Source organism: Pseudomonas sp. m6p, assembly GCF_055760375.1.
Window position 1 is genome coordinate 1,983,023 of the sequence record NZ_CM147084.1, and the last position, 21,331, is coordinate 2,004,353.

Genomic DNA, 21,331 nt, shown 5'->3' on the forward strand with positions numbered 1-21,331 from the left:
GTTGCAACGGGCAAGTATCGTCGGCGCCTTCAGTGCGCTGGCTTCCAATCCGGCGCTGGGCCAGTTGATGCGCGCGCCACGACTGATTCCCTGGCGCAACTGGTCGGGCGGGCAGAGTTGCCTGCCGGCGACGCGGATAGCACCAAAGAATCTGGACGAATTGACCGCAGTCATCCAACAGGCACCGGGCAAGATTCGTCCCGTCGGTTCGGCGCATTCCTTCAGTGCGCTGGTGCCCACCGACGGCACGTTGCTGTCGCTGAGCTACTTCAACGGTCTGCTCGATCACGACCCGAACACCCTGCAAGCCGAATTCGCCGCCGGCACGCCGATGTCGCGTATGGGCAAGCCGCTCAAAGACATCGGCCAAGCCCTGCAAAACATGGCCGACATCGATTACCAGACCCTCGCCGGCGCCATTTCCACCTCGACTCACGGCACCGGCAAAACCTTTCAGTCTTACTCGGCGCACGTCTGCGGGATGCAGCTGGTGACCGCCAGCGGCGAAGTATTGGACTGCGACAGCCAGCGTCATCCGGACGTATTCAAGGCTGCCCGGGTATCCCTCGGCGCGTTGGGTGTTGCCACTAAAATCCGCTTGCAAAACCGTCCGGCGTATCGCCTGCGGGAAACTCAGTGGATCGCCAGGACCGAAGAGCTGCTTGAAGATCTGGACAAGAACACCCGCGAAAACCAGCACTGGGAAATGCTCGTCGTTACCCACTCCGACTACGCCTTGTCCATCGCCCTCAACGAAACCGGCGACCCGGCCACGCCGCCGATCCCACCCGAGGAGGAGGGTGGCAACGAGTTCGTGACCCTGATCGAGAAGATCGACAAGTACGGCAGTGACTTCCCCGGCCTGCGCACCTCGTTGCTCAACAGCTTGCGGCATCTGGCGAGTTTTGATGATCGGGTCGGTGACTCGTTCGACATCTACGCCAACGTGCGCACCGTGCGCTTCAACGAGATGGAGTACTCGGTGCCCGCCGAATACGGCCCGGCCTGCCTGCGCGAAATCCTCAAGCTGATTCAGGACAAGGACCTGCGCACCTGGTTTCCCATCGAGTACCGCTACGTCAAGGCCGACGACATTCTACTGAGCATGTTCGAGGGCCGCGACAGCTGTTCGATCTCGGTGCACCAGCATTATCAGATGGACCATCACAACTTCTTCGCCGCGGTCGAACCGATTTTCTGGAAGTACAACGGTCGCCCGCACTGGGGCAAATTGCACACGCTCAATGCGCGCACCCTGCAACCGCTGTACCCGCGCTGGCGCGAGTTTGTCGACGTACGCCAGGCACTGGACCCGAGCGGACGTTTTCTCAACGCGCATCTGTCGTCAATTCTGGGGGTGAGCTGATGGCGGTCAATCGACGCAATTTCATGCTGGGCACCGTGGGCGTTGGCGCCTTCTTGCTGGGAGTCGGTGCCTGGTTGCGACCGGGCGATCACGGCGGCCCGTACAGCGAGTATTTCCGCGCCCTGAATAAAGAGTTGAAAGACCACGGCCCAATGCGTCCGGTGCTTTTGATCGATCTGGATCGGCTCGACCACAACATCGACGTGGTCATGCAGTCGGTGCGACGCGGCGGCAAGCAATTGCGATTGGTGGAGAAATCCCTGCCGTCACCGGGGCTGTTGAGCTACATCGCGCAACGGGCCGGAACGCAAAAGCTCATGTCGTTTCACCAGCCGTTCCTCAATCACGATGCTGTCATGTTTCCCCAGTCCGACATCCTGCTCGGCAAGCCGTTGCCAGTGCGTTCGGCACAGCTGTTCTATCAAACCCACAAAGGCCCGTTCGATCCCGCGAAGCAACTGCAATGGCTGATCGACAATCCCGAACGTCTGCAGCAATACCTGGCGCTGGCGCAGGGATTGGGCACACGGATGCGCATCAACATCGAGCTGGATGTCGGCCTGCATCGCGGCGGGGTCAGTGATGTAAGTGCGTTGGGGCAGATGCTCGCGCTGATCAGCGCCAACCCGCAGCACCTGGTGTTCGCCGGGTTCATGGGTTACGACCCGTTTGTGGGCATGGGCGTGCCGGGGATACTCGGTTCGCCCGAGGAACTGTTCGCCAAGGTGATGGTGATTTATCAGCGCTGCGTGGATTTCACTCGCCTGCAGTTTCCGGCGTTGTGGAATGACCACCTGTGCCTGAACACCGCCGGCAGCCCGAGCTACCGCATCCACGAAAACGAGACACTGAGCACCGAGGTGTCGGTGGGTACGGCGATGCTCAAACCGACGCATTACGACCTGCCCTCGCTGGTTGACCATGTGCCGGCGACCTACATCGCCACCCCGGTGTTGAAGAGCACCGGCGCGGTGAACATCCCGGCGCTGGATGACCAGTCGAAGCTGCTGTCGTGGTGGGATGTCAATCAGCGCCAGACCTTTTTCATTTACGGCGGCAACTGGATGGCCGAGTTCGAATCACCGACCGGACTACAGAGCAACGGCGTGTATGGCCGCAGTTCGAATCAGGAAATGGTCAACGGTTCTGACGCGGTCGGCCTGACCGTCGAAGATCAAGTGTTCCTGCGTCCGACCCAGACTGAAGCCGTCCTCCTGCAATTCGGTGATCTGCTGGCGGTGCGTGGCGGCAGAATTGTCGACACCTGGCCGGCGTACACCTGAGGCCAGATCGCACAACATGTGACCAATATCCGGCGCCGTCTACTGTCAGGTTTTACAGTAGACGGCATGTTTCTGCTGCGCGCAATAATTGGCCCTCGCGTCGTCGTTGAAGGGACAAGTATTACCTTCAGGCGTTATTGATAACCCCTCTATAGATAGGTGATGCAAATGGCGACTATCGGTAAGTTTAACTTTGACACCAGCGAATTCGGGAAATTTGAAGCCAGTGAGCTCGCTCTCAGCGAGGTCGGCAATTTTTTTCAAGTGAATGTAAGCCACTCTATGGGTGCCAAATTTCACACTTCCTTATCTATGAATATCGAGAAGTTTGAGGGAACAAAAACCTTCATAGATGCACAATTGCCCGTGATTAAATATACCTTTAGGGAGGATGATTACATGTTTAGGTATACCGTAAAGTCTGGTTCCCTGACGGCCACCATCTCGGCCGGGACCGTGAAAATCACTGGGTCATTTAACCTTAAAATGATTGCCGATGCCGGTAGTGAGCCGACAGGACCTAAAGAAGTCGCACTCTCCAATGGTGTCTTTGAGCTTAAAAACTGACGTTCTGCGTCATCCAAAAACATGGCAGTGAACCTGGCTTCCATGTTTTTTTTCCTGTTCGTTTTCCTCTGAATCATTGATGAAGCTTTCATGACAAAAGTTCGGTAGCACATAGCCAGTCCGGTCATGCCTATGTAACGCGCTTGAGGGGCCCAATGGGGCGCTTTTCACAAGCCGAGGCGGGACGCCGGGAGTGAGGCAATGGGGACTATGGAACGCTACTCGAAAGTGGGCATGCAGGAACTCGATCAGCGCCTGTCGAAGATCGTTGAGGCGGCGCGCAAGAAACCGGTGTCGGTGTATCGCTACGGCGCGCCGTGGGTCTGGATCGTCTCGCAGGATGACTGGCAGGGCGCCTTGAAAGAGGTCTCCAGCTACATTCCGCCCGGCCATTCGCTGGTGTTGCTGCGCCCGCAAATCGACGACTTGCTCGACGCTCACCAAGGCCTGCTGCACGAACTCAATGCCGAGCCCGGCATGCTCATCCCCGCGCAAACCGTCATGCACATCCTGCTCCTGCAACTGCTGTATTCAGTGCCTAGCGAACAGCAGCTGTATGAGCAGCTCAATTACAACTTGCTGTTCCGTTGGTTCGTCGGTCTTGGCCTGAATCAGAAAGTCTGGAGTTTCAACGTCCTCAGTCGCGACATCGCCACGCTGCTCAACGAGCCGCGTGCGGTGCTGCTCATCCAGAAAATCATTGGCGAAGTGTTCTGCGGTGCCTTGCTGCAAATGCCTGAGTTCTCCTTGAACTTCGCGCTGCTGCACACCTGGCTCGGCAAGCACAGCGGTGCCTCGACAGCCAGCAACTGACGCAACACACAAGGCGCGCGACAGCGCCAACAGGTCATCGCGAATTCAGGGGGTAGTGTGGATCGAATTTTCACGTCACGGCTGGCGCTGTGGGGCTGGCTGCTGGTGACGGCCGGCGCGCAACCGGCATTCGCCGAAGAGGCTGCCGAAGCTGCTGCGCCGCAACGTCTGGTGGACGTCAACGAATACTTCGTGCGCGGCAACACCGTGCTCGACGCGCGGGCGATTGAAGAAGCGGTGTACCCGTTTCTCGGCCCGCAAAAAGCCATGACTGACATCGAAGGCGCCCGCGATGCCTTGCAGAAGGCTTATCAGGAACGCGGCTACCAATCGGTGTTCGTCGAACTGCCGGAGCAAGCGGTGGCGGATGGCATCGTCTACCTGCAAGTCAGCGAAACCAAGGTTGGTCGGGTGCGCGTGGTCGGCGCCAAACACTATTCGCCGCTGGACATCCGTGACAACGTTCCGGCGCTGAAAGAAGGCGAGGTGCCGGACTTCGCCAAGGTTCAGGGCGAACTGGCGCAGCTCAATAAAACCCCGGGGCGCCAGGTCATGCCGCTGGTGCGCGAAGGCCAGCGCCCCGGGACCATGGACGTCGATTTGCAGGTCGAAGACCAGAACCCGTGGAGCGCCAGCGTCGGCCTCAACAACGATTACAGCGCCGACACCGAGAAGCTGCGCGCCGTTACCAGCCTCGGCTACAACAACCTCTGGCAACTCGGCCACAGCATCAACCTGACGTACTTCACCGCGCCGCAAGACACCGACAACGCCAAGGTCTGGTCGGGCTCCTACACCGCGCCATTGAGCGAGCGCTGGAGCGTGCAGTTCTCCGGTTATCAGTCCGACAGCAACGTCGCAACCATCGGCGGCAGTAACGTGTTGGGCAAGGGGCACTCCTACGGCGTGTCGGCGATCTACACGCTGCCGTCCAGCGGCAACTGGTCGAACTCGCTGTCGGCCGGTATCGACTTCAAGGATTTCGACGAACGCCTGACCCTGTCCGGCGAGAGCGACAAGGTGCCGCTGAAATACGCCCCGTTCACCTTCGCCTACAACGGCTTCCGTTACACCGAAAAGAGTCAGCTAGGCCTCGGCCTGAGCCTGGTTGCGGCCACTCGCAGCATCTTCGGTTACGGCAGTTCCGACGAAGACTTCGACTACAAGCGCTACCGCGCCAACCCGAGTTTCGCGGTGGTCAAGGGCGACAGCACCTTCACCTGGACCTTCGACAACGATTGGCAAAGCGCGAGCAAAGGCGCGTTCCAATTGGCGTCGGGGCCACTGGTCTCCAACGAACAATTCTCCGCCGGCGGCGCCACTTCGGTGCGCGGTTATCTGGCCGCTGAACGCACCGGGGATGACGGCGTGCTGCTCAGTCAGGAACTGCGCACGCCGTCACTGGCGAAATACGCCGGCAGTTGGATGCAGGAATGGCGCTTCTACGCCTTTGCCGAAGGCGCGCAACTGTACCTGCGCGACGAGTTACCGGACCAGGACGCCAGTTACGCCCTGGCCAGTGTCGGCCTCGGCACCCGCGCCAGCCTCAGCAAATGGCTGTCCGGCAGCCTCGACTGGGGCTACCCGCTACTCGAAGGGCCGAACACCTCGAAGCAGGAATCGCGCCTGCACTTCAACCTTCAAGCCACGTTCTAAAGGAGCACGTTCATGCAGCGCCTCATTCTTTCGTTGTTGATCTGCCTGGGCTTCGTGCTCCCGGCCACGGCGCAGGCCTGGTGGCAGGACGACTGGCATTACCGCAAACAGATCGCCGTCGACACCACGCCGCAGGGCGCCGGGATCAACCAGGCGCTGGGCCGCACCGCGCTGCTGGTGCGCCTGCACACCGGCAATTTCACCTTCGACGGGGTCAAGGAAGACGGCGCGGATTTGCGCTTCGTCGCCGCCGATGACAAGACCGTGCTCAACCACCAGATCGAAAGCTTCGACGCGTTGATGGGCATGGCGCTGATCTGGGTCGATGTGCCGAATGTCGAGGGCGGACAGCGTCAGGACATCTGGATGTACTACGGCAACCAGAAGGCTCCGGCCACCGGCAACGGCCAGCTGACCTTCGATCCGAATTACACCGCGCTGTATCACTTCGACGGCGCTACCGGCACCCCGGCCAAAGACACCACCGCCTACGGCAACACCGCACAAAGCGCCACCGGTGCGGCGATTGACGGTGTAGTAGGGCGCGCCTTGCAGTTCAGCGGCCAGCCGTTGCTGCTGCCGGCCAGTCCATCGTTGCAGCACAGCGCTGGCAGCGCATTCACTTTCAGTGCTTGGCTGCGGCTGGATCAGGCCAATGGCGAGCAACTGATCTTGACCCGTCGCGAAGGCGCTAACAGTCTGCTGGTCGGGGTCAATCAAGGCGTGCCGTTCGTGGAGATCGACGGCCAGCGCGCGGTGGCCTCTCAGGCGCTGAATCCCGGCCAATGGCAGCACGTTGCGCTGACCGCCGAAGGTTCGAAAGTCAGCCTGTACATCAACGGTCGTGAGGGCGCGACCCTCGCGCAAACGATGCCGGCGTTCAATTCGGTGATGGCGGTTGGCGGTGATCTGGCCGCTGGCCCGTACCAGCCATTTGTGGGGGCCATCGACGAACTGCGCCTTTCCAAAGTTGCCCGCCCGGCGACGTTGCTGCTGGCCGACGCCACCTCGCAAGGCGCGGAGTCGAAACTGGTGGCCTACGGCGTCGACGAAGAGCAGTCCGGCTTCGGTTTCGGCAGCCTCGGATTCCTGCTCAACGCGGTACCGGTGGACGCCTGGGTGATCATCGCCGTGCTGGTGCTGATGATGTTCCAGTCGTGGATCATCATGCTGCGCAAGAACCGCACCCTCAGCCGCGTGAGCAAGGCCAACGAGGATTTCCGCGAGCAGTTCGCCAAGGTCGGTACCCGTCTGGAGATGTTCGCCGACGACGCGCAACTGGCCCAGCGTCTGCAGCATTCGCCGCTGTGGCGCCTGTACTCGGTGGCGGTCAAGGAAATCCGTACCCGCCGCGAGCAGGGCGCCGATACCTCTTCGGTGTCGGCAGCGACGATTGAAGCGATTCGCTGCTCGATGGACGGCGTGCGCACCCGCGAGAACCAGGCGCTCAGCTCGAAACTCGCGACGCTGTCCAACGCCATCGCCGGCGGCCCGTACATCGGCCTGCTCGGCACCGTGCTGGGGATCATGGTGGTGTTCCTCGGTACGGCCATGGCCGGCGACGTCAACATCAACGCCATCGCGCCCGGCATGGCGGCGGCGTTGCTCGCCACCGCCATGGGCCTGTTTGTCGCGATCCCGGCGCTGTTTGGCTACAACCGTCTGATCACCCGTAACAAGGAAGTCAGCGCCGACATGCGCGTGTTCGTCGACGAGTTCATTACCCGTCTGGCGGAGATGCACGGTGAAGGTCAGTCCAGTGAAGCGGCGCATCAGCGCAGCCATCACGCCAACCACTCCGTACCGGCCTGAGGAGCATTGCCATGGCGTCTGTAAATGCCTCCCACGACGATGACGAAGATGCAGCGGTGGACAGCATCAACATCACGCCACTGGTGGACGTGCTGATGGTGGTGCTGGTGATGTTCATCCTCACCGCCACCGCGCAGGTCTCCGGGATCCAGATCAACCTGCCCAAAGCCAGCGCTTCAGTGTCGCTGTCCGAGGCCAAGACCAAGGCGATTTCGGTCAACGACGGCGGCCAGGTGTTCCTCGACGCCTACCCGGTGACCCTCGCCGAGTTGGAGGAGCGCCTGCGCATCGAGAAGGCGCAGAGCCCGGACTTCCCGGTGATCGTGCGCGGCGACGCCACGGTGCAGTACCAGAAGGTCATTGAAGTGCTGGATCTGTTGCGCCGGCTCGAACTGTCCCAGGTCGGTCTGGTGACCGGCAAACCGACGCAGGGCTGAGTGATGACCGCACAACTCCCGATTGAGCCACTGCCGGTGAAGCGCTCGCCGTTGCGTTACCTGAAGTGGGGCGCCGGGCTGCTGCTCGGCGCGCTCGCCGCGTGGTTCCTGTGGCAGTGGGCCAATGACATGAGCGGCATCCGCCGTGAAGCGCCGAAGGTGCCGACGATCATTCCATTGCCGCCACCGCCACCTCCGCCGCCGGAAAAACCGCCGGAACCGGAAACCCCGGTGGAAGAAAAAATCGTCGAGCCCGAGCCAACGCCCGAGCCGCAAGAGGTCAAGCCCGAGGAAGAGGCGCCGCCATCACCGGCGGACGATCTGGCCAACCCGATGCAAATGGACGGCGACGCGCAGAGTGGCAACGACGCGTTCAACATCGGCGCCGGCAAGGGCGGCGGCATGGCCGGTGCGGGTGGCGCACGCTTGGGCACCGGCACCTACAGCCAGTTCCTGGCGTTCACCTTCCAGCGTTTGCTGCGCGAGAACCCGGACCTGCGCAACCTCGCGTTTTCGCTGCAGGCCGATGTCTGGCTGAGCAGCGTCGGCGAAATCACCCGGGTCGAGCTGGTCAAGTCCAGCGGCAAGCCCGAGATCGACACTCAGGTGCTGGCCGCATTGCGTAACGCGCCCCATCTGAGCGAACGGCCACCGGCCTCCATCACCTTGCCTGTGCGCCTGTCCCTGCAAGGGCGGCGTCCGGGTTAACCGAATTCATAAAGCTGTATGAAAAGGAGTTGTGTGCAGATGATTTCCAACGTGAATCGATTGTCCCTGGCGGTCGGCATGGTCATCGCGACCCTGGTCGGTCAGGCCGCGGCAGCGCCTGCGCCCTCGGAGAACGCCACGATCAATCTGATCCGCTTGCTGGTCGAGCAGGGCATTCTGAAACAGGACAAGGCCGATGCGCTGATCGCCCAGGCGCAGAACGAAGCGGCGCAGGCCAAGCAGGCCGCCGCTTCCACCGCCGTAGCGGCCGGACCGGTGGCGGCACCGGGCGATGTGCGCGTGCAATATGTGCCGGCCGCGGTACGCGACCAGATCCGCGATCAGGTCAAGGCCGAAGTCATGGCCACCGCCAAGCAGGAAAACTGGGCCGCGCCCAACACCTTCCCGGACTGGGCATCGCGCATCAGCTTCGACGGCGACATTCGTCTGCGTGACGAATCGCGCTACTACTCGGGCAGCAACAGCAACGAAATCGTCGACTTCGCCAAACTCAACAACAACGGCCCGTACGACGTGAACCCCAACAGCAGCACCAACCTGCCGCCGTTGCTCAATACCCGTGAAGACCGCACCAACCTGTTCCGGCTGCGCGCGCGGCTAGGGATGAAAGCGGTGATCTCGCCAGAATGGACTGCCGGCATCCGCATCGGCACCGGCTCGGACAACAACCCGGTATCGACCACGCAGAACCTCGGCGGCGGTTTTGCCAAGAAAGACATCTGGCTCGATCAGGGTTACCTGAACTGGAAACCGACCGATGAGCTGACCCTGACCGGCGGGCGTTTCGCCAACCCGTTCATGTCCACCGACATGCTCTATTCCAACGACCTCAACTTCGACGGTGTGGCGGCGATTTTCGACCACAAGCTCAACCACGACTGGGGCGTGTTCGGCACCGTCGGTGCATTCCCGGTGGATTACACCAATGACACCAGCACCAGCAATGGCTTCGACAAGGAAGAAAGCGACAACAAGTGGCTGTACGGCGCGCAGCTTGGCGCCAAGTGGGCAATCAACAGTAACAACCGCCTCAAGGGCGCGTTGGCTTACTACCGTTTCGACGACATTCAGGGTCAGCGCTCCAGCCCTTGCGTACCGTGGGCCGGCGCCCCGGGTTGCGACACCGACGGCACTCGAGCGGCGTTCATGCAGAAGGGCAACAGCGTGTTCCTTTTGCGCGACATCACGCCGAACCCGGCCAACCCGACCACCACGCCGCAGCCGCAATTCGTTGGTCTTGCGTCGGAATTCAACCTGCTGGACCTGAACCTGGTATGGGACGCCGATCTGCCGCAAGACTTCAAATTGCGCAGCCAGGGCAACTACATCCACAACCTCGGTTACGACGAAGGCGACATGCGCAAGCGCTCCGAGGGGCAGATCGTCAACAACCTCAACAGCAACGGCGAGATCCAAAGCGGCGCCAATGCGTGGATGGTCCAGTTCACCCTTGGCAACGCGCTGGACCTGAAGAAGCAGGGCGACTGGAACCTGTTCGCCGGCTACAAGTACATCCAGCCGGACGCCTTGCCTGATGGCTTCAACGACTCGTCGTTCCACCTCGGCGGCACCAACGCCAAGGGCTATATCCTCGGCGGCAACTACGGTCTGGCGAAGAACGTCTACGCCACCGGCCGCTGGATGAGCACCGAGGCCGTGTACGGTGCGCCGTTCGACATCGACGTCTTGCAGCTTGAGATCAACACGCGCTTCTAAGGCGCCGGGAGTACGGTCATGCACGCACGAGTTTTACTGTTGGGGCTGAGTTTTTTCATTGCACATGGCGCGCACGCCGAAGGCATGGAGGAGCGTCTGCGTACCCAGTTGCGCAGCACCACTCAGCAGTTGCAGGCCCTGCAAAGTCAGCAGGCCCAGGCCAGCGCCGCGCAACTGGCGGCGCAGAATGAGGCCAAGGCCGCGCAGGCGCAGATCAAGCAATTGACCGCTGAACTGGCCAAGGCCAGAGGCGTGGCCGAACAGTTGGCCGGCCAGCAGCAGAATCTGCACAGCCAGGCGCAAGCGCAAGTCGCCGCCAGCAGCGAACAGGTCGGCAAATTCAAGAAGGCCTACGACGAGTTGCTGGTCATGGCCCGTGCCAAAGAGGCAGAACGGTCTAAGCTTCAAGCGCAATTGGCTGAACGTGACACACAAGTGCAGCAATGTTCAGTCAAGAATCAGCAGATGTACGGCGTCGCCAAACAGATCCTCAGCGCCTACGAAAACATCGATGTCGCCGAGGTGATGAAGATCCGCCAGCCCTTCGCGGGCAGCGCCCGGGTCAAGTTTGATGAACTGGCGCAGGGGTTCGGTGACGAGCTCTACAAGACTCAATTCGACGCGCCGCAAGCTGCGCTCGCGCATTGATTAACAAACAAGGAAGAAGTCATGACTCAATTGATCAGCCATGTGTCCCCGCAATCCCTGACCGACGTCCTGCAAGCGGCCGGTTATCGCGTCAACCAGACCGAACAGAACGGCATCGTGCAGTTGCTCAGCGCCAGTCAGGGCATCGGTTATGCCGTGCGTTTCGGCAACCCGGCGGTGGAGCAGGGCAGCTATGTCGATTTCACCTTCAGCTGCGCGCTGCGGGTGCAAGGTGAGTTGCCACAAGGTGTGGCCGAACAGTGGAACGCCACCCGGCGTTTTGCCCGGTTGTCGTTGCAGGGCGAGTTTCTGGTGATGGAAATGGACGTGGTGGTCGCGGCGGGTGTGAGCAACGAACACCTGCGTGGCAGCCTGGAGCTGTGGGACCGTTTGCTGCAGGAGTTCATCGTCTATCTGCGTGATTTCACCCAGGCCGCGCAAGCCTCGACAGCCAAAGTCGCGGTCGCCGAACAAGAGGAAGTCGCGCTGTGAAAAAGCCTGCCATGGTGATCGGCGCCGGGGCAGTGGCGCTGTTGGTGGTAGCCGTGGCACTGGTGCTGCGACCGGGCACTGACCCGGTTGCCGCCCAGCAATCGTCGCCCTTGGCGGCGGTTGCTGCGGGGCCGGCAGTGGCGCGGTTGGGCAATCAGCAGGTGACGCCACAGGAGTTGCAGGCATTGCTGGCGACATTGCCACCGGCAAGTGCCGAGCAACTGCGCGGCAACCGTGAAGCACTGGAGCGCTGGATTCGTACCCGTCTGGCAGAGAAAGCGGTGCTGGAGCAGGCCGATGCTCAGGGCTGGGCGCAGCGTCCGGACGTGGTGCGGCAAACCCGCGCTGCCACTGAGCAGATCGTCTTTCGCGATTATTTGCGCTCGGTCAGCACCGTGCCGGCGGACTACCCGAGTACGGCCGAGTTGCAACAGGCGTACGACGCCGGCAAAGCCAACTGGATGACCCCGCCGTTGTATCGGGTCAGCCAGATTTTCCTCGCGGTGCCGGATGCCCAGAGCCTGGACGCCGTGCGCAAACAGGCGGCCGAGCTGAGCAAGAAAGCCCAGAACACGCCGGGGGATTTTGCCGCGCTGGCGACTCAGTATTCGCAGGATCGCCTGACCGCCGAACGCGGCGGCGACACCGGGCTGCAACCGTTGCAGCAACTGGTGCCGGAGGTACGGGGTGCGGTGGCAAAACTGAAGGTCGGTGCGGTGTCCGAGCCGGTGCAGAGCGCGGCGGGTTTCCATGTGATCAAACTCACCGAACAGCAACCGGCGCGTACCGCGACCCTCGACGAACTGCGCGATCAGTTGACTCAAGCCTTGCGGGCGCAACGGCAGGAGCAGATTGCCCAGGCGTATCTGGACGGCATGCTCAATACCGCGACGCTGAGCATCGATGGGGCCGAGCTGAACAAGGTCCTCGAAACCAACCAATAAATCACCTTGTGGGAGCGAGCCTGCTCGCGAATGCGGTGTGTCAGGCAGCGTAATTGTTGAATGTGCTGGCGCCTTCGCGAGCAGGCTCGCTCCCACAGTGGATTGTGGTGCACTCAAGACCAACAAAGATCGACAGGGAGTCATCGATGTCATTCACCGAACCCGCAGGACGACAGGGTAGCCCCGACTATCGCTGGGCACAGGGCGAGCGCGAGCCGTGGCTGGCGCAAGCCGCGACCATCGAAGCCGAGGTCGCGCAATATTTTCTGGTCAGTGCTCGCTGCGGTTGCTTTATGCAGGCGGCGCGCAGCCTCAACGTGCGCTCGACCTTGCTGCGCAAACAATTGGCGCAGCTTGAGCAAACGCTGCAGCACGCGCTGTTCAGCTTTCAAGGCAGCGCCTTGAGCCTGACCCGTGAAGGTCAGCAGTTGCAGGCGCAACTGGTGGCGCTGGCCCACGAACGCAGGCTGCCGGTGGTCGAGCAGCCGCTGATCCGCTTGGCGGTTGCCGAATCAATTCTGCATGACATCCTCGGTCGCGACCTGATCGCGTTGCTGCGGCGCAATGCCAGCGTGCGCCTGGAGATCATTGCGCTGGACAGCGAACTGGCGCTGCGCGCGGTCAGTGCCGACGTGGTGCTGTGGCTGGCCCACGGCGAAACCCCCAGCCCCGGCCCGACCTTCGCCACCAGCCAGCCGCAGGCACTGGCGCGGCTTGACTACCTGCCGCACATCGCCAAACGCTATTCCCGCGTCACCGCGCGCCCGGCCAGTGCCGACGACCTCAGCGACTTCATGCTGGTGCAATGGCAGCACGACCGGCAGATCGACAGCTTTCGGCCGTGGAATGAGCTGGTTGAACAGCGTCTGGCCGGTGTGGTGCAGATGCAGTCTTACGAGCTGATGCTGGAAATGATCCGCTGCAGCGCGTGCATCGGTCTGCTGCCGGCGTACATGAGCCGCTTCGACCGCGGGTTGATCGCGTTGCCAGGGCTGTTTGATGAGCCGATGCAGCTACAGGCGTGGCTGGCGGTGAATGCTGAATCCCGGCACGTCGCCGCAGTGCAAACTCTGGTCGAACTGATTCAGCACACCTTCAACGAGCGCCAGGAGTGGTTTCAGACCTGACCCGATCCCCTATGCCCACAATCCCTGTAGGAGCTGCCGCAGGCTGCGATCTTTTGATCTTGCTTTTAAACGACAAGATCAAAAGATCGCAGCCTGCGGCAGCTCCTACGGTTTGTATGTGTTTGAACAAGCAGTTTAGAGTGATTGGCCACCCATCGGTCCAGGAAGGATCCGCCATGCCCGAGCACAACCCCGCCATCACCCTTGAACGCTTCAATGAATCGCACATCGAGGCCGTCACCGCGCTGTACAACGATCCGGCAGTGACCCGGCAGGTGTTGCAGATGCCGTTTCAATCTACCGAGATTTGGCGTCAGCGGCTGCTGGCGGAGAATGAGCGGATGGTCAAACTGGTGGCGCTGCATCAGGGCGCGGTGGTCGGTCATCTTGGCCTGGAAAACTATTCACGAATCCGCCGCGCCCACGCCGGCAGTGTCGGCATGGCGGTTGCCGTGGCGTGGCAAGGCAAAGGGGTCGGTTCGACACTGCTGGCGGCGGCGCTGGACGTCGCCGACAACTGGATGAACCTGCACCGGGTCGAACTCTCGGTGTACGCCGACAACCAGGCGGCCATCGGTCTGTACCGCAAGTTCGGCTTCGAGAACGAAGGCCTGTTCCGTGACTACGCGGTGCGCGACGGGCGATGGGTCGACACCCTGAGCATGGCCCGCCTGCGCCGTCGATAAGCCAAAAAAATTCTGTGGGAGTCAGTCGCTCAATGCAAACGCCACCGCCGCCTGCGCATGCAGTTCGGTGGTGTCGAGCAGCGGCAGGGCGCTGTGTTCGGGTTTGACCAGCAGACCGATTTCCGTGCAGCCGAGGATGATCGCCTGGGCGCCGCGCGCGGTCAGCGTTTCGATCACTCGTTGATAGATTTTGCGTGATTCGTCACTGATCACCCCGACGCACAATTCGTCGTAGATGATCCGGTGCACGTCCTTGCGCTCGACGTCGTCCGGCACCAGTACCGTCAAACCCTGCGCAATCAGCCGCTGCTTGAGAAAGTCCTGCTCCATGGTGAACGCCGTGCCGAGCAGGCCCACCGTGTGCGCATCAATATTCAGCGCGGCCTGCGCCGCCGGTTCGGCAATGTGCAGGAACGGAATGCTGATCGCTGCCTGAATCTGCTCCGCGACCTTGTGCATGGTGTTGGTACATAGCACCACGCATTCGGCGCCGCCGGCCTCGAGCCTGCGTGCGGCATCCACCAGAATCGCCGCCGCATCGTCCCAGCGCCCAGCGTGCTGGGCCTGTTCGACCGGGCCGAAGTCGACGCTGTACATCAGGATTTGCGCCGAGCGCAGCGGGCCGAGGCGGTCGCGGACCTGTTGATTGATGAGTCGATAATATTCAGCGCTGGATTCCCAGCTCATGCCGCCGATCAAGCCGATGGTACGCATTGAAATTCCTCGTTCAATGGCCCGTATTGGAAAAGTCGGGCTCCGGCCGAGTGTCCATCGGTTGCACGACGGATGCCAGTACAAAGCAACTGTACCGTTGATCCATTTGCCAAGTGTCACGGTGTCGACGTTCGAGGTTAAACGTACGCCGGCGCCTCGATCTGTCACTATCGACTCTCGCAGGCTCTCCCCGAGGAACGTACCGATGAACGACGTACAACAACTGGGCGAAATGCTTCGTCACTATGCCGAGAGTGAAGCGCACAAGAAGCAACTGTTCGAAACCCAGTCGCAGGCGTGGGCCAGGCGCATCACCGAACTGTTCGGCCAGATCCAGCAATGGCTGGAACCGGTGCAGGCACCGAACCTGCTGGAGGTGAGCCGCGAAGCTTACGTCGCATTCGGGCCGAGCACCCCGGTGGAAACCTCGACCTTCAACACCGAAAAACTGAGCATCGTGATCGCCGGCAAAATGGTGGAATTCGTGCCGGACGTGATGGGCAGCGCCGGGCAGATTTCTCTGGCCGTGATGGGCCTGACGGCGGCGCGCTATGGCAGCATTTCGCTGGTGGGGTTGCCGAGCGGCGAGTGGCAGTGGCGCAAAACCAATGGCCTGAAGGATCCGGACACCTTTGTGTTTGATGCGGACTTTCTTGCACAGCAGTTGCAGAGCCTGATTCCCCGCGACCGCGCCTGACCCGCCACAAACCCTGTAGGAGCTGCCGAAGGCTGCGATCTCTTGACTTTGATTTTCTAAAAACAAGATCAAAAGATCGCAGCCTTCGGCAGCTCCTACACGGGGCGGGGGATTACATGTCGAGGTTGATCCAGCCCGGTTTCGCCTCTTCCGGCGCCACCGCTTTCACGGTTTTGCCGGTGGCCAGTTCCACCCGCCGTGCCACCTCCGGATCATCGGCAAATGGCACCATGCTCGCATCGTCGAGGCTCTCCGCCGTCTGGTGGCGCAGGCAGTACTCCACCGCCAGCCACAGAAACACCACGCCCAGCACATTCAAGAAAATATCCATCCTCTTCAGCTCCCGGACTCAGGCGATCTGCGCCTGACTGCGCGCCAGCGCCACGTCGGCGACCCGCACCGTGCGCCAGACGTTGTAGGCCATCAGCAGCATGCCGCTGAGGAAGAACACCCCGCCAGCAAAGCGCACGATGAACCCCGGATGACTGGCCTGCAGCGCCTCGACAAACGAATAGGTCAGCGTGCCGTCCTCGTTGATCGCCCGCCACATCAGGCCCTGGGTGATGCCGTTGACCCACATTGAGGCGATGTACAGCACCGTACCAATGGTCGCCAGCCAGAAGTGCAGGTTGATCAGCGGCGTGCTGTACATCTGCTCGCGGCCAAAGACTTTCGGCACCATGTGATACGTCGCGCCGAAGGTGATCATTGCCACCCAGCCCAGCGCCCCGGCGTGTACGTGGCCGATGGTCCAGTCGGTGTAGTGGGAAAGGGCGTTGACGGTTTTGATCGCCATCATCGGGCCTTCGAACGTCGACATGCCATAGAACGCCAGTGACAGCACCAGAAAGCGCAGGATCGGGTCGGTGCGCAACTTATGCCAGGCGCCCGACAAGGTCATCATGCCGTTGATCATCCCGCCCCAGCTCGGCGCCAGCAGGATCAGTGACATCGCCATGCCGAGGGACTGCGCCCAGTCCGGCAGCGCGGTGTAGTGCAAGTGGTGCGGGCCGGCCCAGATGTACAGGGTGATCAGTGCCCAAAAATGCACGATCGATAACCGGTACGAATACACCGGGCGATTGACCTGTTTCGGCACGAAGTAATACATCATTCCGAGAAAGCCCGTGGTCAGGAAGAACCCCACCGCGTTATGCCCGTACCACCACTGCACCATGGCATCGGTGGCCCCGGAATACACCGGATAGGACTTGAACCAGTCCACCGGGATCGACAGGTGATTGACCACGTGCAGCATGGCGATCACCAGAATGAACGCGCCAAAGAACCAGTTGCCGACGTAGATGTGTTTGGTCTTGCGCTGCACCACGGTGGTGAAAAACACGATGGCATACGCCACCCAGACCACCGCCATCCACACCGCGCCGGAGAATTCGATCTCGGCGTATTCCTTGGTGGTGGTGTAGCCCATTGGCAGGGTGATCAGCATGATCACGATCACCGATTGCCAGCCCCAGAACGTGAAGGCCGCGAGCTTGTCCGAATACAGCCGCACCTGGCAGGTGCGCTGCACTGCGTAGTAACTGGCGGCGAATTGCGCGCTGCCGGCGAAACCGAAAATCACCAGGCTGGTGTGCAATGGTCGCAAGCGGCCGAAGGTGGTCCAGGGCAGGTCGAGGTTCATGTCCGGCCATACCAGTTGCGAGGCGATCCATACCCCCATCGCCATGCCGACGACACCCCAGAACACCGTCGCGATAACGAATTGGCGGACGACCTTGTAGTTATAAGCCTGTCCGATTGTTGCTGTGCTCATGGTCAATTCTTCCACGGTTGCAAAGTCTTGCCAGGCCACCCTGGTCTGGCACGAGCTGCACTGTAGGAATACCGCCAGAAACAAAACAGGCTCAGGAATCTTTCATTTGTACGGATCAGATTGGAGTGCTGACTGCGGCGTTCTGCCGCGCCCTGATACGGTTTTTATCGTTTCAGGTGAATCTGTTGTGTGCTGCGCTGCTCGTCCATAGTGCCTTTACGAAAACTGTGGGAGCGAGCCTGCTCGCGAATGCGGTGTGTCAGCCAACAATGCAGTTGCCTGACACACCGCATTCGCGAGCAGGCTCGCTCCCACAGAATTAATTGATGAGGTGGGGCAGGCACATGTATCAATACGACGATTACGACCGCGCACTGGTGTTCGAGCGCGTCGCGCAGTTTCGCGATCAGGTCGAGCGCTTCATGGCCGGTGAATTGAGCGATGAGGAGTTCCTGCCGCTGCGCCTGCAAAACGGCCTGTACCTGCAAAAGCACGCGTACATGCTGCGGGTAGCGATCCCCTACGGCACCCTGAGTGCCGAACAGATGCGCACACTGGCAAGCATCGCCGCCGATTACGATCGCGGTTACGGCCACTTCACCACGCGGCAGAACCTGCAGTTCAACTGGATCGAACTGGCGCAGGTGCCGGACATCCTTGAACGTCTGGCGCAGGTCAACATGCATGCGATCCAGACCTCCGGCAACTGCGTGCGCAACATCACCACCGAAGCCTTCGCCGGGGTCGCGGCGGACGAGCTGATCGACCCGCGCCCGCTGGCAGAAATCCTCCGGCAATGGTCGACGATCAACCCGGAATTTCTCTTCCTGCCACGCAAGTTCAAGATCGCCATTTGCTCGGCGAAGCAGGATCGTGCGGCGATCATGATGCATGACATCGGCCTGTATCTTTATCCGGGGCGCGACGGGCAAATGCTGTTGCGAGTGATCGTCGGTGGCGGGTTGGGGCGCACGCCGATTCTCGGTGTGCAGATCCGCGAAGGTTTGCCGTGGCAGCATCTGCTGTCCTACGTCGAGGCGATCCTGCGGGTCTACAACCGCCATGGCCGGCGCGACAACAAGTACAAGGCGCGGATCAAGATTCTGGTCAAGGCGCTGGGCATCGAGGCGTTCGCCAAAGAGGTCGAGGAAGAATGGCAACACCTCAAGGACGGCCCGGCGCAGTTGACCGAGGCTGAATACGCGCGGGTCGCCAGTGCCTTCGTGCCTCCGATCTATCACACCCTGGCCGATACCGATCTGGACTTTGGCACGCGTCTGGCCGAAAGCCCGGCGTTCGCTCGCTGGGTCGCGCGTAACGTGCAGGCGCACAAGAAACCGGGTTACACCAGCGTAGTGCTGTCGACCAAGCCGGGTCTGAGCGCACCGCCGGGGGACGTCACCGGCCAGCAGATGCTGGCGGTGGCCGACTGGGCGGAGCGTTTCGGTTTTGGCGAGATTCGCATTGCCCATGAACAGAATATTGTCCTGCCCGATGTGCAGAAGTCTGATCTGTATGAACTCTGGCGACTGGCCTGCGAGCGCAATCTGGGCAGCGCCAACGTCGGCCTGCTGACCGACATCATCGCCTGCCCGGGCGGCGATTTCTGTGCGCTGGCCAACGCCAAGTCGATTCCGATTGCCCAAGCGATACAGGCGCGTTTCGCCAACCTCGATTACCTGCACGATCTGGGCGACATCAGCCTGAACATCTCCGGCTGCATGAACGCCTGCGGCCACCACCACATCGGCAATATCGGCATTCTCGGTGTCGATAAAAACGGCAGCGAGTGGTATCAGATCACCCTTGGCGGCGCGCAGGGCAAACACAGCGCATTGGGCAAAGTCATCGGTCCGTCCTTCAGCGCGGCTGAGGTGCCGCAGGTGATCGAGCGGATTATCGGCACCTTCGTGCGTTACCGCGAAAGCGAGGAGCTGTTTGTCGACACCGTGGCGCGCATTGGCCTGGAGCCGTTCAAGGAACGGATCTATCCGAAAATGCTGGAGGTCTCGGCATGAACAATCTGCTGCGGCTGGAGCAGGGTGTGGCGCGGTTGGTCGAGGATGATCCGTGGACGCTGATTCGCGAGCCGGAGCAGGACAGGTCGCAAGGATTGCTGATTCTGCCGCTGGCGCACTGGCTGCAATCGCCATCGACCCACGCGGTGTGGCTGGGGCCGGACGACGACGTTGAAAGCGTGGTGCCGTGGCTGGCTTCGCTGCCGCTGATTGCCCTGGATTTCCCGAGCTTTCGCGATGGTCGCGCCTACAGTCAGGCGTATCTGCTGCGCAGCCGGTTTGGCTGGAGCGGCGAGTTGCGGGCGATTGGCGATGTGCTGCGTGATCAACTCAGCCATATGCGTCAGTGCGGATTCGACAGCTTCGCAGTGCGCGAGGACAAGTCGGCCGAAGATGCCCTGAAAGGACTGGCCGGCATGAGCGTGCTGTACGGCCGCTCGGTGATCGAGCCGCGCCCGCTATTCCGCAGAAGGTAAATCCCGAGTCGGATGACCCTGTGGCGAGGGGATTCATCCCCGATCGGTTGCGTAGCAGCCGCAAAAGGATGCGATCCTGTCAGATTTTGGGGCCGCTTCGCAGCCCATCGGGGATGAATCCCCTCGCCACAACTGGGTGTGGTGGCCATAACAGGTGTCTGCCATTGCTCGTACAGGGGAAACCCTTACATCCCGCACCATTCCCGGATTTTCCCTTGGGTCGATGCTGGCCTTTTGGTAGAGTCGCCGTCGCCAGCGGGTTTTCGGCTGGACGACGGAACGAAGAAGGGAGTCTGGGTAGTGAGTGCGGGCAAAAAGATTTTGGGCCTCACGGCGTTGCTGTTGATGCTGACGCTGTGGGCCAGTTACTTCTATGTGTTCAAGGAAAACCGCGACGGCCAGTTGGGCGGCGCCGGTGAAAGCACCGCGTGGTGCGGCACGCCGCCGTCCACCGAAGCGGCGCTGCTGGGCAAGGATCAACTGACCCTGCGCGTCACCAACAACCTGCGCGGCGAGTTCATGCTCAGTGGCTCGCTGGTGGTCTCCGAACGCACCTTCAACCGCTACGATCTGGGCCGCAACGAACTGCGTCTGCGCCTCGAACCGTTGCAGTGGTCATATGGCGTCACGCCGATCTTCCTCGAACAGGTCAAGGTCCAGCCGCTGAGTCGCAACCTCGCCTCACCGACCAAAAGCGCCTACGCCGAGCTTGAGCCACGGCCAATCGGCGTGCAGGGCCAGGTCACCGACTTTCCGTTCGACACCTATCGCTACGGCTACAAACCGGTGCTGTATTACCTCAAGGGCAGCGAGCGCATCGACCTGCGCTTCAAGAACATCACCACGCTGATGGACCTGTCCAACACCTTCACCCCGATTCAGAAATACAACCGAGTCGAGTACATCAACGAGAAAAATTCGATGATCCGTGACGAGGACTACAAGGCCTACGGTCCGCACGAGTGCGCGTTCAGCGTCGAGCGCAAAGGCTCGTTCAAGGTTGTGGTGCTGTTGTTGCTGCTGGTGCTGTGCCTGCCGCTGCTGCACGTGTTCTATCGCGACGAACCGGGGATCGACTTCCTCGCTACGCTGGTGGCGATTGCCGTAGTGCGCGTGCTGCTGGTGGGGCCGGTGCAGGACTTCCAGCTGTACAACATCGACTTCCTGTTTGGCGCAGCGATTCTGCTGGTGGGCTCGGTGTCGCTGATCAAGGCGATGCGCGCCAACAGCCGCCGGGAGATGGCGTTGAAGAGCGGGGCGACATCCTCCTGGTGACACAGGCCTGAACATGACCCTGTAGGAGCTGCCGCAGGCTGCGATCTTTTAAAAGCAACATCAAAAGATCGCAGCCTGCGGCAGCTCCTACAGGGTCG

At 61.2% G+C, this 21,331-nt stretch carries 21 protein-coding genes; 18 read left to right on the forward strand and 3 right to left on the reverse strand.

Annotated elements, in window-relative coordinates:
• The first annotated feature begins 37 nt into the window (after positions 1–37).
• The 14 genes from ACYZUM_RS09020 to ACYZUM_RS09085 all read left to right on the forward strand — a co-directional run bounded on the left by ACYZUM_RS09020 (position 38) and on the right by ACYZUM_RS09085 (position 14,276).
• On the forward strand, positions 38–1,366 hold the full coding sequence (locus ACYZUM_RS09020) for a D-arabinono-1,4-lactone oxidase (RefSeq protein ID WP_473061357.1): 1,329 nt from the start codon (positions 38–40) through the stop codon (positions 1,364–1,366).
• A 74-nt stretch (positions 1,367–1,440) separates the two neighbouring features.
• Positions 1,441–2,649 carry a DSD1 family PLP-dependent enzyme gene (locus ACYZUM_RS09025; protein ID WP_198760252.1) on the forward strand — a complete coding sequence of 403 codons (1,209 nt, stop codon included), beginning with the start codon at positions 1,441–1,443 and terminating at the stop codon, positions 2,647–2,649.
• Positions 2,650–2,817: 168 nt separating this feature from the next.
• On the forward strand, positions 2,818–3,216 hold the full coding sequence (locus tag ACYZUM_RS09030; RefSeq protein ID WP_142580080.1) for a hypothetical protein: 399 nt from the start codon (positions 2,818–2,820) through the stop codon (positions 3,214–3,216).
• Between the two features lie 201 nt (positions 3,217–3,417).
• The gene (locus ACYZUM_RS09035) at positions 3,418–4,029 is read left to right on the forward strand and encodes a transposase (protein ID WP_086791026.1); all 612 of its coding nucleotides are present in this window, start codon (positions 3,418–3,420) and stop codon (positions 4,027–4,029) included.
• A gap of 57 nt (positions 4,030–4,086) precedes the next feature.
• Entirely contained in the window at positions 4,087–5,685 is a 1,599-nt protein-coding gene (locus tag ACYZUM_RS09040) for a ShlB/FhaC/HecB family hemolysin secretion/activation protein (RefSeq protein WP_108182573.1), read from the forward strand.
• Positions 5,686–5,697: 12 nt separating this feature from the next.
• Positions 5,698–7,497, forward strand: coding sequence for a DUF2341 domain-containing protein (locus tag ACYZUM_RS09045; protein ID WP_108182574.1), 1,800 nt, complete (start codon positions 5,698–5,700; stop codon positions 7,495–7,497).
• An 11-nt stretch (positions 7,498–7,508) separates the two neighbouring features.
• Positions 7,509–7,934 (forward strand): ExbD/TolR family protein, encoded by a 426-nt coding sequence (locus ACYZUM_RS09050; protein WP_003224462.1) that lies wholly within the window; start codon positions 7,509–7,511, stop codon positions 7,932–7,934.
• Positions 7,935–7,937: 3 nt separating this feature from the next.
• A complete protein-coding gene (locus ACYZUM_RS09055; protein ID WP_108182575.1) occupies positions 7,938–8,642 on the forward strand; it encodes an energy transducer TonB family protein in 705 nt (234 codons plus the stop codon).
• A 39-nt stretch (positions 8,643–8,681) separates the two neighbouring features.
• Positions 8,682–10,379, forward strand: a complete 1,698-nt coding sequence (locus ACYZUM_RS09060; RefSeq protein ID WP_108182576.1) for a putative porin — start codon at positions 8,682–8,684, stop codon at positions 10,377–10,379.
• An 18-nt stretch (positions 10,380–10,397) separates the two neighbouring features.
• A complete protein-coding gene (locus tag ACYZUM_RS09065; protein WP_108182577.1) occupies positions 10,398–11,027 on the forward strand; it encodes a DNA repair protein in 630 nt (209 codons plus the stop codon).
• A gap of 21 nt (positions 11,028–11,048) precedes the next feature.
• Positions 11,049–11,519 (forward strand): YbjN domain-containing protein, encoded by a 471-nt coding sequence (locus tag ACYZUM_RS09070; protein ID WP_108182578.1) that lies wholly within the window; start codon positions 11,049–11,051, stop codon positions 11,517–11,519.
• Positions 11,516–12,463 carry a peptidylprolyl isomerase gene (locus ACYZUM_RS09075; RefSeq protein ID WP_108182579.1) on the forward strand — a complete coding sequence of 316 codons (948 nt, stop codon included), beginning with the start codon at positions 11,516–11,518 and terminating at the stop codon, positions 12,461–12,463. The genes ACYZUM_RS09070 and ACYZUM_RS09075 overlap by 4 nt, the downstream gene beginning before the upstream one ends.
• A 146-nt stretch (positions 12,464–12,609) precedes the next feature.
• Complete coding sequence (locus ACYZUM_RS09080) at positions 12,610–13,590, forward strand: LysR family transcriptional regulator (protein WP_108182580.1); 981 nt, start codon at positions 12,610–12,612, stop codon at positions 13,588–13,590.
• A gap of 176 nt (positions 13,591–13,766) precedes the next feature.
• Positions 13,767–14,276 carry a GNAT family N-acetyltransferase gene (locus ACYZUM_RS09085; RefSeq protein WP_108182581.1) on the forward strand — a complete coding sequence of 170 codons (510 nt, stop codon included), beginning with the start codon at positions 13,767–13,769 and terminating at the stop codon, positions 14,274–14,276.
• Positions 14,277–14,297: 21 nt separating this feature from the next.
• Here ACYZUM_RS09085 and ACYZUM_RS09090 read toward each other — a convergent pair whose 3' ends face one another.
• Positions 14,298–14,990: an aspartate/glutamate racemase family protein gene (locus tag ACYZUM_RS09090; RefSeq protein ID WP_108182582.1), complete on the reverse strand. Its 693-nt coding sequence runs from the start codon at positions 14,988–14,990 to the stop codon at positions 14,298–14,300.
• 205 nt (positions 14,991–15,195) lie between these two features.
• On the opposite strand from ACYZUM_RS09090, the gene ACYZUM_RS09095 reads away from it, so the two are divergent.
• Positions 15,196–15,687, forward strand: coding sequence for a hypothetical protein (locus ACYZUM_RS09095; protein WP_108182583.1), 492 nt, complete (start codon positions 15,196–15,198; stop codon positions 15,685–15,687).
• 112 nt (positions 15,688–15,799) lie between these two features.
• Here the strand turns inward: ACYZUM_RS09095 and ACYZUM_RS09100 are convergent, their stop codons facing one another.
• Together ACYZUM_RS09100 and ccoN are read right to left on the reverse strand one after the other, a co-directional pair.
• Positions 15,800–16,018: a CcoQ/FixQ family Cbb3-type cytochrome c oxidase assembly chaperone gene (locus tag ACYZUM_RS09100; protein ID WP_108182584.1), complete on the reverse strand. Its 219-nt coding sequence runs from the start codon at positions 16,016–16,018 to the stop codon at positions 15,800–15,802.
• An 18-nt stretch (positions 16,019–16,036) separates the two neighbouring features.
• Positions 16,037–17,464 carry a cytochrome-c oxidase, cbb3-type subunit I gene (gene ccoN, locus ACYZUM_RS09105; RefSeq protein ID WP_027613751.1) on the reverse strand — a complete coding sequence of 476 codons (1,428 nt, stop codon included), beginning with the start codon at positions 17,462–17,464 and terminating at the stop codon, positions 16,037–16,039.
• A gap of 344 nt (positions 17,465–17,808) precedes the next feature.
• Between ccoN and ACYZUM_RS09110 the strand changes: the two genes are divergently transcribed.
• The 3 genes from ACYZUM_RS09110 to ACYZUM_RS09120 all read left to right on the forward strand — a co-directional run bounded on the left by ACYZUM_RS09110 (position 17,809) and on the right by ACYZUM_RS09120 (position 21,233).
• Positions 17,809–19,482, forward strand: a complete 1,674-nt coding sequence (locus ACYZUM_RS09110) for a nitrite/sulfite reductase (protein WP_108182585.1) — start codon at positions 17,809–17,811, stop codon at positions 19,480–19,482.
• A complete protein-coding gene (locus ACYZUM_RS09115; RefSeq protein ID WP_108182586.1) occupies positions 19,479–19,958 on the forward strand; it encodes a DUF934 domain-containing protein in 480 nt (159 codons plus the stop codon). Before ACYZUM_RS09110 ends, ACYZUM_RS09115 begins: the two co-directional genes overlap by 4 nt.
• 300 nt (positions 19,959–20,258) lie before the next feature.
• Positions 20,259–21,233 (forward strand): hypothetical protein, encoded by a 975-nt coding sequence (locus tag ACYZUM_RS09120; protein ID WP_108182587.1) that lies wholly within the window; start codon positions 20,259–20,261, stop codon positions 21,231–21,233.
• Positions 21,234–21,331: the final 98 nt, after the last annotated feature.